The sequence below is a fragment of the Saccharothrix carnea genome, from assembly GCF_003014735.1.
Lineage (GTDB): Bacteria > Actinomycetota > Actinomycetes > Mycobacteriales > Pseudonocardiaceae > Actinosynnema > Actinosynnema carneum.
The window spans coordinates 651,969-666,075 of sequence record NZ_PYAX01000004.1 but is presented as its reverse complement, the minus strand read 5'-3'; the positions used below and the strand labels follow the sequence as shown (position 1 = coordinate 666,075).

The 14,107-nt window shown below is 72.7% G+C and carries 11 protein-coding genes; 4 read left to right on the top strand and 7 right to left on the bottom strand.

The window, feature by feature from the left end:
* The first annotated feature begins 61 nt into the window (after window positions 1–61).
* The gene (locus B0I31_RS14570; protein ID WP_106615866.1) at window positions 62–982 is read left to right on the top strand and encodes an SDR family NAD(P)-dependent oxidoreductase; all 921 of its coding nucleotides are present in this window, start codon (window positions 62–64) and stop codon (window positions 980–982) included.
* On the opposite strand, the gene B0I31_RS14565 is transcribed toward B0I31_RS14570, so the two are convergent.
* The 4 genes from B0I31_RS14565 to B0I31_RS14550 all read right to left on the bottom strand — a co-directional run bounded on the left by B0I31_RS14565 (window position 957) and on the right by B0I31_RS14550 (window position 5,231).
* Window positions 957–1,766, bottom strand: coding sequence for a TIGR02569 family protein (locus B0I31_RS14565; protein WP_219910704.1), 810 nt, complete (start codon window positions 1,764–1,766; stop codon window positions 957–959). The genes B0I31_RS14570 and B0I31_RS14565 overlap by 26 nt on opposite strands.
* 72 nt (window positions 1,767–1,838) lie before the next feature.
* Window positions 1,839–2,600: an SDR family NAD(P)-dependent oxidoreductase gene (locus tag B0I31_RS14560; RefSeq protein WP_106615864.1), complete on the bottom strand. Its 762-nt coding sequence runs from the start codon at window positions 2,598–2,600 to the stop codon at window positions 1,839–1,841.
* Window positions 2,601–2,647: 47 nt separating this feature from the next.
* Window positions 2,648–4,297, bottom strand: coding sequence for a glycoside hydrolase family 99 protein (locus B0I31_RS14555; protein ID WP_106615863.1), 1,650 nt, complete (start codon window positions 4,295–4,297; stop codon window positions 2,648–2,650).
* A gap of 97 nt (window positions 4,298–4,394) precedes the next feature.
* Window positions 4,395–5,231 (bottom strand): alpha/beta hydrolase, encoded by an 837-nt coding sequence (locus B0I31_RS14550; protein WP_106615862.1) that lies wholly within the window; start codon window positions 5,229–5,231, stop codon window positions 4,395–4,397.
* Between the two features lie 148 nt (window positions 5,232–5,379).
* Here B0I31_RS14550 and B0I31_RS14545 point away from each other — a divergent pair, with 148 nt between their 5' ends.
* Window positions 5,380–5,802, top strand: coding sequence for a DUF2243 domain-containing protein (locus B0I31_RS14545; RefSeq protein WP_106615861.1), 423 nt, complete (start codon window positions 5,380–5,382; stop codon window positions 5,800–5,802).
* Window positions 5,799–7,412 (top strand): RecQ family ATP-dependent DNA helicase, encoded by a 1,614-nt coding sequence (locus B0I31_RS14540; protein ID WP_219910703.1) that lies wholly within the window; start codon window positions 5,799–5,801, stop codon window positions 7,410–7,412. Before B0I31_RS14545 ends, B0I31_RS14540 begins: the two co-directional genes overlap by 4 nt.
* A 35-nt stretch (window positions 7,413–7,447) precedes the next feature.
* On the opposite strand, the gene B0I31_RS14535 is transcribed toward B0I31_RS14540, so the two are convergent.
* The gene (locus B0I31_RS14535) at window positions 7,448–10,168 is read right to left on the bottom strand and encodes an AfsR/SARP family transcriptional regulator (RefSeq protein ID WP_106615860.1); all 2,721 of its coding nucleotides are present in this window, start codon (window positions 10,166–10,168) and stop codon (window positions 7,448–7,450) included.
* Window positions 10,169–10,279: 111 nt separating this feature from the next.
* On the opposite strand from B0I31_RS14535, the gene B0I31_RS14530 reads away from it, so the two are divergent.
* Entirely contained in the window at window positions 10,280–11,518 is a 1,239-nt protein-coding gene (locus tag B0I31_RS14530; RefSeq protein WP_106615859.1) for a DUF8189 domain-containing protein, read from the top strand.
* A 2-nt stretch (window positions 11,519–11,520) separates the two neighbouring features.
* Here B0I31_RS14530 and B0I31_RS14525 read toward each other — a convergent pair whose 3' ends face one another.
* A complete protein-coding gene (locus B0I31_RS14525; RefSeq protein WP_106615858.1) occupies window positions 11,521–12,567 on the bottom strand; it encodes a glycoside hydrolase family protein in 1,047 nt (348 codons plus the stop codon).
* 61 nt (window positions 12,568–12,628) lie between these two features.
* Window positions 12,629–14,020: a PLL family lectin gene (locus B0I31_RS14520; RefSeq protein WP_245949916.1), complete on the bottom strand. Its 1,392-nt coding sequence runs from the start codon at window positions 14,018–14,020 to the stop codon at window positions 12,629–12,631.
* Window positions 14,021–14,107 lie beyond the last annotated feature (87 nt).

Genomic DNA, 14,107 nt, shown 5'->3' with positions numbered 1-14,107 from the left:
TTACGGTGGAACGTAACGGAGGAACCTCCGCTTCAGTGTACGACAGGGGAGACGAGCAGACATGACCGAGCACATCACCACGCCCTTCGACGCGGAGTCCACCGCGGCCGACGTCGTCGCGGGCATCGACCTGACCGGACGGCGCGCGGTCGTCACGGGTGCCGCGTCGGGCATCGGCGTCGAGACGGCGCGGGCACTGGCGTCGGCGGGCGCCGAGGTCACCCTGGCGGTCCGCGACACGGCGGCCGGTCAGCGGGTGGCCGACGAGATCGGCGGCACGGCCCGGGTCGCCCGGCTCGACCTGGCCGACCAGGCGTCCGTGGCGGCGTTCGTGGCCGGCTGGGACGGCCCGCTGCACATCCTGGTCAACAACGCGGGCGTCATGGCGACACCGGAGACCCGCACGCCGGAGGGCTGGGAACTCCAGTTCGCCACCAACCACCTCGGCCACTTCGCGCTGACGAACGGCCTGCACCGGTTCCTGGCCGTCGAGGGCGCCCGGGTGGTGTCGGTGAGCTCCGCCGCGCACCTCATGTCGCCGGTCGTGTTCGACGACATCCACTTCACCGAGCGGCCCTACGACCCGTGGGCGGCGTACGGGCAGTCGAAGACCGCGAACGTGCTGTTCGCCGTGGCCGGGACCAAGCGCTGGGCGGCGGACGGCATCACGGTGAACGCCCTGATGCCCGGCGGGATCATGACCAACCTCCAGCGCCACGTCGACCCGGACGCCATGCGGTCGATGATCGAGGATGCGGGTGCCGAGGGGTTCCGGCTCAAAACGCCGGAGCAGGGCGCGGCCACGTCGGTGCTGCTGGCGACGTCACCGCTGCTGGACGGCGTCGGCGGGCGGTACTTCGAGGACTGCCGCGAGGCCCTGCCGAACGACGGCAACATGGTCAGCGGTGTCGCGGCCTACGCGCTCGACCCGGAGACGGCCACCCGGTTGTGGGAGGTCACCGAGCAGACCCTGGCGCGCTGAGCCGGGCCGTCACCAGGTCGACCACGGGCCGGTAGGCGCGGACCTGGTCCGGTGACCAGTCACCGGAAGCCCGGTCGTGGGTGACGATCCGGTAGATCAACGCCCGCAGCAGCACCTGGTCCCACCCCGGCAGGTGCGACCACCGGTCGACCAACTCCGGCGGCGCGCCGTACCAGCACAGGCAGTCCGCCACCGCGACCGCCGCGGCCCACGACGCCGGCCGCCAGTAGGGCGGCCAGTCGATCACCGCGGGCGGCAGGCCGGCGGCGAACAGCACGTTGCCCGGCAGGTCGCCGTGCACGACCTGGGCCGGCAGGTCCACCGGGCGACGGGCCGCGACGAGCGGTGCCAGCAGGTCCGCGGGGCTGCCGTCGAGGGGCAGTTCCTCCCAGGCGACCCGGTCGCCGAACGACCACGGGTCATCGCGGAGGTCCAAGTAGGACGGTCGGGGCACGTCGCGCACGGCGGCGTGGAACGCGATACCGGCCCGCAGCACGTCGTCCGGCCGGCCGACGTCCGGCTCGCCGGCCACGAACCGGCACGCCTCCCACCCGTCGACCACCCAGTCGCCGGACGCGGACCGAACCGGAGGGGCGACCTGGAACCCGGTCGACTCCGGCAGGGCGGCGAGCACGTCGGACCGCCAGCGCGTTTCGGGCTCGAAGTCCACCGGCTTGAGCACCAGGTCACCCGCGCGCCACGTCCCGCCCCGGCCACCGGGCAGCACGACCGGCTCGGCCGTGGCGCCGAACGCGGCGAGCACGGTCCGGCGAGGTCTGGGCACGGTCGCGATCGTAGGCAACGGTGCGGCGGCTGCCCTACCGGGTAGCCGCCGCCCTGCTCGCGTGGAGAGTGGTCACGGCAGCTTGACGCCGGTGATCTCCGCGCACGCGTCGAGCAGGCGTTCCTGCACGTCCACGTCGTACGCGGCGGGGTTGGCGCGCAGCTCCTCGCGCCACTTGAAGTAACGGCCGGTCACCGTGGCGGCGGGCTCGTCGCCGGTGGCGAGCCACACCTGGGTGTCCGCGCCCTTCGGCAGCTCGTCGGTGGCGTTCGGGCCGCCCAGCTTGGTCTTGATCCAGCCCGGGTCGACCGCGTTGCTGACCACGTCCGGCCACCGGCGGGCCACCGCGAACGCCAGCACCACGTCCAGCAGCTTGGAGTCCGAGTACGCCTGCATGCCGTCCCACGGACCGCGCTCGTGCTGGAGGTCGTCGAGGTCCGCCACACCCTGCGACTCCAGCCCGGAGGTCAGGTAGACCAGCCGCCGGGGCCGGGGCATCAACGCCGTCAGCAGGTACGGCGCCAGCACGTTGACCTGGAACAACAGCTCCAGGCCGTCCTCGGTGACCCGCCGCTCGGGCAGGCCGCCGCCGAGGCCCGCGTTGTGGATCACCACGTCGAAGGCGCCGGCGGCGGACGCCAGCTCCCGGGTCTGCGCCAGCGACGCGAGGTCGCCGACCACCACACCGGCCGCGCCGGGCACGGCGGCCAGCGCCTCGTCACCGCGGGCCGAGTCGCGCGCGTGCAGCACCACCCGGTGCCCTCGCGCCACCAGCGTCGCCGCCGTCTCCCGACCGATACCGTCCGCCGACCCCGTGACCAGAACGCTCACCATGCGGGGAAGCCTACCGTGGGAGCGCTCCCAGCCGGGCCGAAGACCCGTCAGCCGAAGACCTGCCACCGGGCCAGCTGCCCGGCCGGCCACCCCGTGTTGCCGCTGAACCGCAGCCGCACGTGCCGGGCGGTCACCCCGGCGGGCAGGGCGACGGTGACCGCGTTGCCGGTGGCCGGGTCGAACACGTAGCCGGTCGGGCCGAGCACGGTGGTGAACGATGTGCCGGTGCCGACCTCCACCGCGATGGTCTGCGTGCGGCGGCCCCACGCGGGGTTCGGCGGCAGGCTCAGCACCATCCGGCGCGGCGCGGCCACCGTGCCCAGGTCGACCCCGATCCACTGCGGGAACGCGCTGTTCGCGCTCTCCCAGTAGGTGTGCGGGTCGGCGTCGACGGCGAAGTGGCTGCCGTAGTGCTGGGTCTGGCTGCTCTGCGTCGTCGGCCGGCCGGCGGCGAGATCACGCTCGACCGCGTCGGGCATCGGCTTGGTCGGCCGGACCGCCGTCAACGCGAGCTGCCCCTTGAGCATCCGGCCGCCGTCGCCGGTGAGCCGCAGGTAGTAGTCCGACGAGCAGCGCGTGCCGTCCTCGTCCAGCGCCAGGAAACCGGAGCCGACCGGGATGCCCGCCTGCGTCTCCGGTGTCTTGGCGATCTGGTTGGCCTCGTTGTACTCGTCGAACATCGAGATGTAGATGCCCTGCACGCCCAGCCGGACCATGTTGTAGAACTGCCGCCACATGAAGTCGCCGTGCGCCCGGTGCCGCCGCGACAGGTCGCCCGGCAGCACGCACGGCTGGTAGTCGATGCCGAGCCGGTCGCACTCGGCCTGGTCCGGCGAGTTCACGTGGGTGAAGAAGTGGTCGGCGTCGGCGACGGTGCCGATCCGGCCGACCATCCACGGCGAGATCATGTGGAAGCTGCGGTAGACCTGAGCGAACCCGGGCCGCGAGTCCTCGACCTCGCGCCGCCAGTGCGTGGGCACCCCGCCGATCAGGTAGACGCCCTGGCCCTTGAACCAGTCGACCACGTCCTGGCACTGCTGCGGGGTGAACGGCCGGCCGGGGTCGTTGAAGCCGAAGCCCCAGATGCAGACCACCGGCTTGCCGTTCTGGCGGGCGTACATGGGGGAGGAGGTGTACGCGCGCATCTTGTCCGTCCAGTCGGCCTTGATCTCCGACTGCATGTTCGTCCAGTTCGTGACGTCGTACATGAGGTAGAACTTCACGCCGTGCGCCTCGGCGGCCCGCCGGACGTGGGCGGTGACGGCGTCGCGGATCGGGCCCTCGCCGCCGGTCGGGTTGAACCGCTGCAGGGCGGCGGTGTCGCAGCCGTACTCGCGCATCCAGCGGAAGTGCACGTCCACGGTCTGGTAGTCGTGGTTGGAGAACACGGTCGCCGGTTGGCCGTTGCCCAGCGTGCCGAACGCCGTCGTGTACTTGTTCGCGTAGTCCGTCATGTCCGGCCAGGACATCAGCGCGTGGTTGGTCGGCGAGGGCGGCTGCCCCCAGTCGTGGCTCCAGTGCCACCAGCCGTCGAGGGGCGAGCGGTCGCCCCGGGCGGCGAACCAGCCCTGGTAGCCGACGGTGATCTTGCCGACCACGTCGCCCGGCGGGCTCGCCGCGCCCGCCGGGGACGACGTGGTGGTCAGGGCGGAGGCGGCCAGGGCCGATCCGAGGAATGTCCTGCGTGACAGGGGCACCGCACGCTCCTTCGTTGGAGGGACGACACCAGCATGCAAGAAGTGAGCAGCGTCACGCAATAACTCGACAAACCGGGATTCGGCTCCCGGACCGGGACTACGCCAGCTCGGCCAGCACCGCGGCGGCCTGCTTCGCGCGGACCAGGAAGCCCATGTGGCTGGTGTCGAGCGTGCGCACGTCGAACGGGTTGTCCGGGAGCAGCGCGTCGGCCTCGCGGATGAACCGGTCCTGCAGCTCGACCGGCACCGAGCGGTCGCCGGCCAGGCGGAGGTAGGTGTGCGGCAGGCGTGCCCAGGCGGCCGGGTCGACGCGGTCGCTGCCGCCGTCCAGGCTCTCGTCCGGTTCGAGGGTGTTCAGCGCGGCCAGGAACTCCGCGTCCGTGCCGTCCGCCAGGAGCGCGTTCTTGAGCTTGGCCAGCAGGTCCGGGTCGGCGGTGCGCCAGTTCATCCGCAGCACGCCCAGGTCGACCGGGCTGCCCGCGAGCAGGCCCGGCAGGTCGTTGAGCACGCTCGACGCCCACTCCGGCCCCGCCATGTACCCGTCGGCGGTCAGGTCGACGCAGCACCACGCCGACACGTAGACGACCCGGTGCAGCAGCTCGGGCACGGCGTTCGCCACCCCGGTCAGCGTCATCCCGCCCCGGCTGTGCCCGACCAGGACCACCCGGCCGTGCTCGCCCGCGCGGCGCACCACGTCGATCACGTGCGCGACGTTGTCGGCGTGGCTCGCGCCCTTGAGGCCGGACGGCGCGGCGGCGAGCGCGGCCGGGTCCTGCGGTGCCTGGTAGGACGCGGAGAACGTGGCGTCGAAGCCGTGTCCGGGCAGGTCCACGGCGAGTGCGCGGTGGCCGAGCAGGGTCAGTTCGCGCAGCAGCGGTGACCAGTGGAACGAGTTGCTGTTGGAGCCGGGCAGGCAGACGAAGATCGCGTTCATGGAGAGATCCTCACATTCGGCCCCGACCGGGCCGGCAGCACACCTCCGATCACGACCGCGCCGCCGACCACCGCGTTGACCACCTCGGTGCGGCGGGGTGTGACGACGGGCCGAGTTTGAGCCGGGCCGCGCGGGCAACTCCCGGGCCATGACGAGAGGCGCGCGAGCGGCGCTGGTGCTCGGCTCGGGGATCGGTGGGTTCGTGGACGGCATCGTCATCCACCAGCTCCTGGGCTGGCACCACATGCTGTCCGGCTGGTACCCGGACGACCCGCACCGGAACATGGTCGGGGACGGGCTGTTCCACCTGCTGTGCCTGGTGCTCGTGCTCACCGGCGTGGCGCTGCTCAACCGCGCGGGTGAGGTGGCCGGGCGGACGCTGTGGGGCGGGGTGCTGGCCGGCTGGGGCGTGTTCAACCTGGTCGAAGGGGTGGTGGACCACCTGGTGCTCGGCGTGCACCACGTCCGCTCCGGGCCGCACGAACTGGCCTACGACCTGGGTTTCCTGGTGTTCGGCGCGGTGTTGGTGGTGGCCGGCCGGCTCGTGGCGCGGGAGCGGGTGGTCCGGTGACCGCGGTGCGGGAGCGGTTGCGCCGGGCAGCCGGGGACGTGTTCGGGTGGGCGGAGCTGCGCGACGAGCAGGTCGCCGCCATGGAGCAGGTCCTGGCGGGGCGGGACGTGTTCGTCGTGCTGCCGACCGGCGCGGGCAAGTCGGCGGTCTACCAGGTGCCCGGCGTGCTGCTGGACGGGCTGGTCGTCGTGGTGTCGCCGTTGATCGCGTTGCAGCGCGACCAGGTGGCGGCGTTGCGCGAGAACGGCGCGCCCACGGCCGCGCTGGTCAACTCGGCGCAGTCCGAAGTGGACAACGACGCGACGTGGGAGGCCGTGGCGCGCGGCGAGGTGCGGTACCTGTTCGTCTCACCCGAGCAACTGGCCAAGCCCGAGGTGTCGGACCGGTTGGGCGAACCCGCGTTGTTCGTGGTGGACGAGGCGCACTGCGTGTCGGCGTGGGGCCACGACTTCCGGCCCGACTACCTGCGGCTGGAGGCGGCGGTGGCCCGGGTCGGCCGTCCGCCCGTGCTCGCGCTCACCGCCACGGCGGGCGCGACCGTGCGCGAGGACGTGATCAGCCACCTGGGGATGCGTGACCCGGTCGTGGTGGCCGTCGGGTTCGACCGGCCCAACCTGTCGCTGGCGGTGCGCGGGTTCGTCGAGGACGACGACAAGCGGCGCGCGGTGCTCGACTGGGTGCGTGACGCGGGCAAGCCCGGGTTGGTCTACGTGGCGACGCGCAAGGACGCCCGCCGTTACGCGGAGGAACTGGCCGCCCGAGGGGTGAACGCCGAGCCGTTCCACGCCGGGATGAAGGCCGCCGAACGGGAACGCGTGCAGGACGCGTTCATGCGCGGCCGGGTGGACGTGGTGGTGGCGACCTCGGCGTTCGGCATGGGCATCGACAAGCCGGACGTGCGGTTCGTCGCGCACGCGTCCGCGCCGGGTTCGCTGGACGCCTACTACCAGGAGATCGGCCGGGCCGGACGGGACGGCGAGCCCGCCCGGGCGGTGCTGTTCTACCGGCCGCAGGACCTCGGGCTCCAGCGGTTCCTGCACTCGCGCCACGTCGACCGGGACGCGTTGGCGGGGCTGGCGGAGGCAGTGCGCGACCACCCCGGGCTGCGGGTCACCGAGCTGGCCCGGGAGGTGGGGGAGTCGCGCCGCAAGGTCACCTCCGGGGTGAACCTGCTGGAACGGGTCGGCGCGGTGCAGGCGGCCAAGGCGCGGTTCCGGCTGGTGGTCGAGCCCGGGGAGGCGGCCGACCTGGCGGTGGAGGAAGCACAGCGGCTGCACCGGCTGGACCGGTCGCGGATCGAGGTGCTGCGGGCGTACGCGGAGACCAGGGCGTGCCGGCGCCGGCACCTGCTGGGGTACTTCGGCGAGGTGCTGGAGCGGGCGTGCGGCAACTGCGACACGTGCGAGAGCGGCGAGGCCGGCACCGGTGTGTCGGCCAACCCCGAGTACCCGGCGCAGTCCCGCGTCCACCACCGCGAGTTCGGCTCCGGCACGGTGGTGCAGAGCGAAGCCGACCGGCTCACCGTGCTGTTCGAGGAGGTCGGGTACAAGACGCTGTCGCTGGAGGCGGTGCACGCGGCCGACGCGCTCGGCCGCCACCCGGAGGGCTGACCGAGCCGTCCGGCCCGGCGTTCGCGACACCCCGTTCAGGACGCCGCGACGGCCCGTTCGACCTCCCGCCGGTACTCGATCTGCGACGCGAGCCGCAACGCCGTCCCGTGGTGCCGCCGCGCGCCTTCCGCGTCACCCGAAGCCGCCAGCACGGCGCCGAGCACGTTGTGCGCCTCGGCGAGGTGGTCAAGCACGCGCCCGCCGCTGAGCGCGTCGATCGCCCGCCGCGCGTGCGGCTCGGCCTCGGCGGGCAGGCCCGCGGCGAGCAGCCCGTCCGCCAGCTCGATCCCGCCCCGCACCGCGTAGTGCACGTTGCCGAGTTCCTCGGCGAGCGCCAGCCCCGCGCGCAACGCCGCCAGCGCCTCGTCGTGCCTGCCCAGCCGGCTCAACGCGGTGCCGAGGGTGGTCAGGTTCGACGCCTCCTCGTTGCGCTCCCCGATCTCCCGGCTCCGGACCAGCGCCTTCTCCAGCAGCTCACGGGCCTCGTCGGCGTCGCCGAGCGCGAGCCGCGTGCGGCCGATGTTGGCGGTGCAGATGGCCGACACGCGGTAGTCCTGGTCGCGTTGCGCGATCTCCAACGCGGCCCGGTGGCAGTCCAGCGCCGCCGAGTACGCGCCGAGGCGGTGGTGCAGCAGCCCGGCGACCGCGACCGTGTGCGCCTCGTTCGGCAGGCCGCGGGCCAGCTCGACGTTGCGGGTCGCGTACTCCAGGCCGACCCGGTAGCGGCACGCCATGTAGTTGGTCAGCGCGAGCTGGTGCAGGCTGAGCGACTCCAGGCGCGGGTCGCCCAGCTCGCGCGCGCACCCGGCCGCGACCTCCTGTGTGCGCAACAGGTCGTCCACGTGGTGGGTGATCACCAGGTAGTGCCCCACGTCGCGGGACAGGGCGCACGCGTGGGACGGCAGGCCGTGCGCCGCCGCGTGCTCCACCAGCACCACGAGGTTGCGGTGCTCGGCGGTGTACCAGGCCATCGCCGAGTCGTTGTCGGCCAACGGCGGGAGTGCCGCGGGCACGTGCGCCACCGGCGGCTCGGCCTTGCGCCGACCCGGTTGCAGCAGGTCGGCCGCGCGGTCGGCGACGACCAGGTAGTAGTCCAGCATCCGCCGACGCGGCACCTCGTCGTCCTCGGGCAACGTCAGCGCGTACTGGCGGACGAGGTCGTGGAACTCGTACCGCCCGCGGGACTTCTGCTCGAGCAGGTGGTCGTCGAGCAGGTCCTCGACCAGGTCCCGCGCCCGCGGCAACGGCACGTCGGTCACCGCGGCGGCGGCGAAGGCGTCGAAGTGCTCGCCCGGGTGCACGGCCAGCGTGCGGAACACGCGCCGGCGCAGCGGTTCGAGGTGCTCGTAGGACACGGTGAAAACCGCGGTCAGGCCGGATAATCGGGACTGCTTGGTCCGCAGCACGTCGAGCAGGTCGGCGGCGAGCCACTGCGGTCGGTGCCGCAACCTGGCCGCCGCCATCCGGATCGCCAGCGGCAGCCGCCCGCACAGCTCGACGACCTCCAGGACGGCGGCCCGGTCGCCGGCCGGGCGTTCCCCGGCGACGGCGGTGAACAGCTCGACCGCTTCCGGCACCGGCAGGACGTCCAACGACAGCGGCGTCGCGCCGTCCAGGTCGACCAGCCGCCGCCTGCTCGTCACCAGCACCAGGCAGTCCGGCGCGCCGGGGATCAGCGGTGCCACCTGCTCGGCGTCGGCGGCGTTGTCCAGCACCACGACGGCCTTGCGGTCGGCCAGGGTCGTGCGCCACAACGACGTCCGCTGGTCGACGTCCACGGGCACCCGGTCGGCGGGCACGCCCAGCGACGACAGCAACGTGGCCAGCGCGGCGGCGGGGTCGAGCGGCGCGCGGCCGGGGGTGAAGCCGTGCAGGTCGACGTAGAGCTGCGCGTCCGGGTAGCGCTCGGCGAGCCGGTGCGCCGCGTGCACGGCGAGCGTGCTCTTGCCGACACCTCCCATGCCGTCGATCGCCCACACCCTGGTGCCGGTCGACGGCCGGGTCAGCGCCTCCAGGTCCGCCGCGCGACCGGTGAAGTCGGGCACGTCGAACGGCAACGTGCTGGCGCGCGCCTCGGACACCGGCACACCCCGCAGGACCTGCTCGTGCGCGGTCCTCAGCTCCTCACCCGGGTCCAGGCCGAGCTCGTCGGCGAGCAGCCCGCGGGTGCGGTCGAAGCGCCGCAGCGCCTCCGCCTGCTGCCCGCACAGGTGCAGCGCCCGCACCGCGAGCGCGACGAGCTTCTCCCGCAGCGGGTGCTCGGCCGCCCGCGCGGCCAGCTCGCCCACGACCTCGCGGTGCCGTCCCCGTTCCAGCTCGTGCTCGGCCCACGCCTCGACGACCGCGAGCATCTCCTCGACCAGCGCCGTGCGGAACCGGGCCAGCAGGTCCGTCCCGGTGACCCCGGCCAGCGGCTCGCCGCGCCACAGGCCGAGCGCCTCGGCGTGCGCCCCCTCGCGTGCCAGCCCGCGGAAGCGGTGCAGGTCGACGTCGGCTTCGAGGGTGTACCCGGCGCCTGACCTGGTGATCGTGAGCCCGGCCTTGCGCAGCCGGTAGACGTAGCCGTGCACGAGCCCGCGCGCGTCACGCCGGGCGTCGTCGTCCCAGAGGCAGTCGATCAGCCGGTCCAGCGGGACGGCCTCACCCGCCTCCAACGCCAGGACACCGAGGACGCACCGCTGCTGCGGAGGTCCGATGGGCAGCCGCGCCCCGTCCTCGCCCCACGCTTCGACGGACCCCAGAACCCCGACTCGCACGTCCGCAGCATAGACAGCGGCGGCGAGCGGCCCATCCAGATTTCGTCCAGAACCGGGCGCCCGCCGCCGGTCACAATCCGTGCGCTTCCGAGTGACGAGGGGGAATCAAGGATGAGATCGCTGCTGACGGCGCTCGTGCTGCTCGTCGGGTTGACCACGTGGCCGGCGACCGCGCAGGCGCAGGACTACGGGCCCGCGATCTGCGCCGAGTACGGCTACGGCGCCGGTTTCCGCGAGGACGCGCTGGTCAAGGCCATCGCGATCGGCATGGCCGAGTCGGGCTGCCGCACGTGGGAGAAGGGGCCGAACCCGGCCGACCAGGGCTTGTGGCAGATCAGGGCCTACCCGGAACGGGTCGCGGCGTACGGCGACCTGCTCGTCGGCGCGAACAACGCCCGCGCCGCGTACGACCTGTCCGCCCAGGGCGCGAACTGGCAGGTCCACTGGGCCGCGTCGGACTGCGAGGACCGCGGGAACCCGCAGTGCTACGCGCACTGGCTGCCGGGCGCGGAGCAGGCGGCCCAGCGGTACCTCGACGACATCGCGCAGAGCGCGGTCTCGATGCGTGACGGGCACCAGGAGGTGTTCCGGCTCGGCGCGGACGGGCAGGCGTGGCACAAGTGGTGGTACGGCACCACCTGGAGCGGCTGGGAGTCGCTGGGCGGCGGCCGGATCGCTTCGCCGCCGGTCGCGGTCTCGATGCAGGACGGCCACATCGAGCTGTTCGCCCGCGGTGTGAACGGCGACGTCGTGCACCGGTTCTGGTGGGGCAACGGCTGGTCGGGCTGGCACAGCCTGGGCGGCCGGATCGTCGGCGCGCCGGCGGTCGTGTCGATGCGGCCCGGCCACCTGGAGGTGTTCGCGCGCTTCACCGACAACCAGATCTGGCACCGGTGGTGGTACGGCACGTCGTGGAGCGAGTGGACGCCGATGGGTGGCGGCACCGTGTCGTCCAGCCCGTCCGTGGCGTCGATGCGTGACGGCCACCTGGAGCTGTTCGTTCGTGGCACGGGGGGCGACGTGCTGCACCGGTTCTACTACGGCAACGGCTGGTCGGCGTACCACAGCCTGGGTGGTCGGGTCACCGGCGCGCCCGCCGCGGTGTCCATGTACGACGGCCACCTCGAGGTGTACGCCCGGGGCATCGACGACACGCTGTACCACAAGTGGTGGTACGGCAGCACGTGGAGCGAGTGGGGCGGCTTGAACGACGGTGTCGTGACGAGCAGCCCGACCGTCCTGTCGATGGCGCCGAACCACCAGGAGCTCTTCTTCCGGGGCCAGGACAACGCCGTGTGGCACCGCTTCTACTACGGCGCGGGGTGGAGCGTCCGGCACTCTCTGGGCTGAGGTCATCGCAGGGTTCCCGTGCTCCGGAACAGCCGGTAGCTCCACAACGACCCGGGGAACGAGCCGGTGCGGCCGACGGTGAAGACCGCGGTCACCTCGTTCGCCGAGGGCAGCGTGCCGTAGACGGTGCGCAGGAGCCCGGGGTTGTGGTTGCGCGGGAACCCCGACTCGGCCGGGGTGATGAACCCCTCGGAGGTCCACCGGCCGGTGCCGCCCCAGACGTCGCCGCCGGGGATGCTCACGACCTCCACCCGCGCCGAGATGTACGACGGCTCGTCCGAGGGGTACGGCGCGGCCTCCCGGATGGCGTAGAACCGGTCACGACCCGGCTCGTAGGCGATGTCGAAGTTGTGCAGGACGTCGCCGCCCAGCCCTTCGTTCGTGATCCGCACGGGTGCCCCGACCACCGGCCTGCCCAGGTCGCCGAGGTTCAGGTAGCGGAAGTAGGACTCGGTGGTCGGGCCGCCCTGGCTGTAGAACAGCATCAGCTCGCCGGTCGCGGGGTCGATCGTCGTCGCGCTCGGCTGGCCCACGCCCCACATGTCGGGCCCGAACGGCGTGGTCACGATCGGCGTCGGGTGCTTCACCCACGGCCCGCCGAGGCTCTCCGCGAACGCCACCCCGATCTGGTTGTTCGTGTTCGCGTGGTCCGTGCCGAGGTAGAACATCACGTACCGGTACGTCTTCTGCCCGTGGCGCACGGTCGCGGCGATCACGGTCGGGTCGCACGTGTGCGTCGAGTCCCAGCCCGACGTGCTCGGCCGCAGCACCGAGCGGTCCTCGCGCGGCACGCCGAGGCGGGTGAAGTACACGTGGTCGGTGATCACGCCCGGTGTGTCGTTGTGGCACGTGTACACGTAGTTCTGCCCGCCTTCGGTGACCGCGGACGGCGCGTAGGCGTACATCTGACCGGAACTCGGCGCGTACACCGGCTGCACCGGGCCCCACGTCGCGGCCGCCGGCTGGACCGATCCCCGCGTCACCGACGCGGCCGCCGGAGCGCCCGCCACCAGCGCGGCGAGCGTCACCACCAGGACTGTGCTGCGCATCGTTTCCTCCCCTCGGGGTGGGCCGCCCGGCCTCGCGACCGGGCGACCGCGGACTCCTCGATCAGACCGCGCCCAGGCTGTGCCAGGCGCTCCACTGACCCCCGTCGTAGTAAAACTTGTGGTGGATCGCGTTGTCCGTGCCCCGACCGAACAGCTCCAGGTGGTTCGGCCGCATCGTCAGCACGGACGGGCTGTCCTTGAACTGGCCGCCGAGCGAACCCCAGCCGCTCCACGCGGTGCCGTACCAGTGGTTGTGGTAGACCGCGTTGTCCGTGCCGCGCACGAACACCTCGAGGTGCCCGTCGTACATCGACACCGCCGCCGGGTTGCCCTGGATGGCGCCGCCCAGGCTGTGGTAGGCCGACCAGCCGTTGCCGTAGTAGAACCGGTGCAGCACGTCGCCGCCCGTGCCGCGGACGAACAGCTCCTGGTGGCCGTCGCGCATCGAGACCACGGACGGGCTGGACGACACGGTGCCGCCACCCATCGGGGCCCACTCGCTCCACGACGTGCCGTACCACCACTTGTGCCAGATCTGGTTGTCGGTGAAGCGCGCGAACACCTCCAGGTGGCCGGGCCGCATCGACACGACCGCCGGCGCGCCGACGATCTGGCCGCCCAGGCTGTGCCAGCCCGACCAGCCGTTGCCCCACCAGAAGCGGTGCACCACGTCACCGCCCGTGCCGCGGGCGAACAGCTCGATGTGGCCGTCCTGCATGGACACCGCGGCCGGCGCCGACGTGACCGCACCGCCGCCCAGGGACTCCCAGCCGCTCCAGGTGGTGCCGTACCACCACTTGTGCCACACCTGGCCGTCCGCGCCGCGGGTGAACACCTCCTGGTGACCGTCCCGCATCGAGACGACGGCGGGTGAACCCTCCGCGGCACGGCTGCCGGTCCACCACGACGTCCGCTTGAGCGCGCCGTCCCAGCTGAAGCTGAGGTGGATGTGGTCGGTGTGCGGGCTGTCGCCGTGGTACGGCTGCCAGCCCGCGCCCGCCCGGTAGGACTCCCAGATCCGGTTGTTCCAGATGATGTACATGACGCCGAGGCGCCGGGCCATCGCGTGCCCGTTGCCGTACTGGTCGGTGGCGAGGACCCAGGTGAGGAAGTCCTCGGCCTTGGCGCGGTCGGCCGCGTCGTAGTAGTTGAAGTGGTAGTCCAGCGCGCGGCCCTCGTGGTGCTCGCTGACCGTGCCGTTGCACGACCTGCTGATGCCCGAGGTGTGCGTGCCGTAGGTGGCGTTGAGCAGGTCCCGCACGTCGATCACGCCGGGTCTCGCGGTCGCCTCGCACGTGTCCTGACCGTCGTACGCCGCGTAGGCGTCGATCGACGGCCCGAAATCGGGCGTGACCGGTGCGGCCGACGCGGGCCCCGTCGGCGTCAGCACGACCAGGGCGAGCGCCATCACCGCGGCGCCCAGCCAGCTGATCATCCGGTGCGCTTTGAGCATCTCCACCAGCTCCCTCCAGGTTGTCGGGGGGAATCGTGGAGAGGCCGTCTGGACGTGCGTTGGACGGAATCTGGATGCCACCCCGGC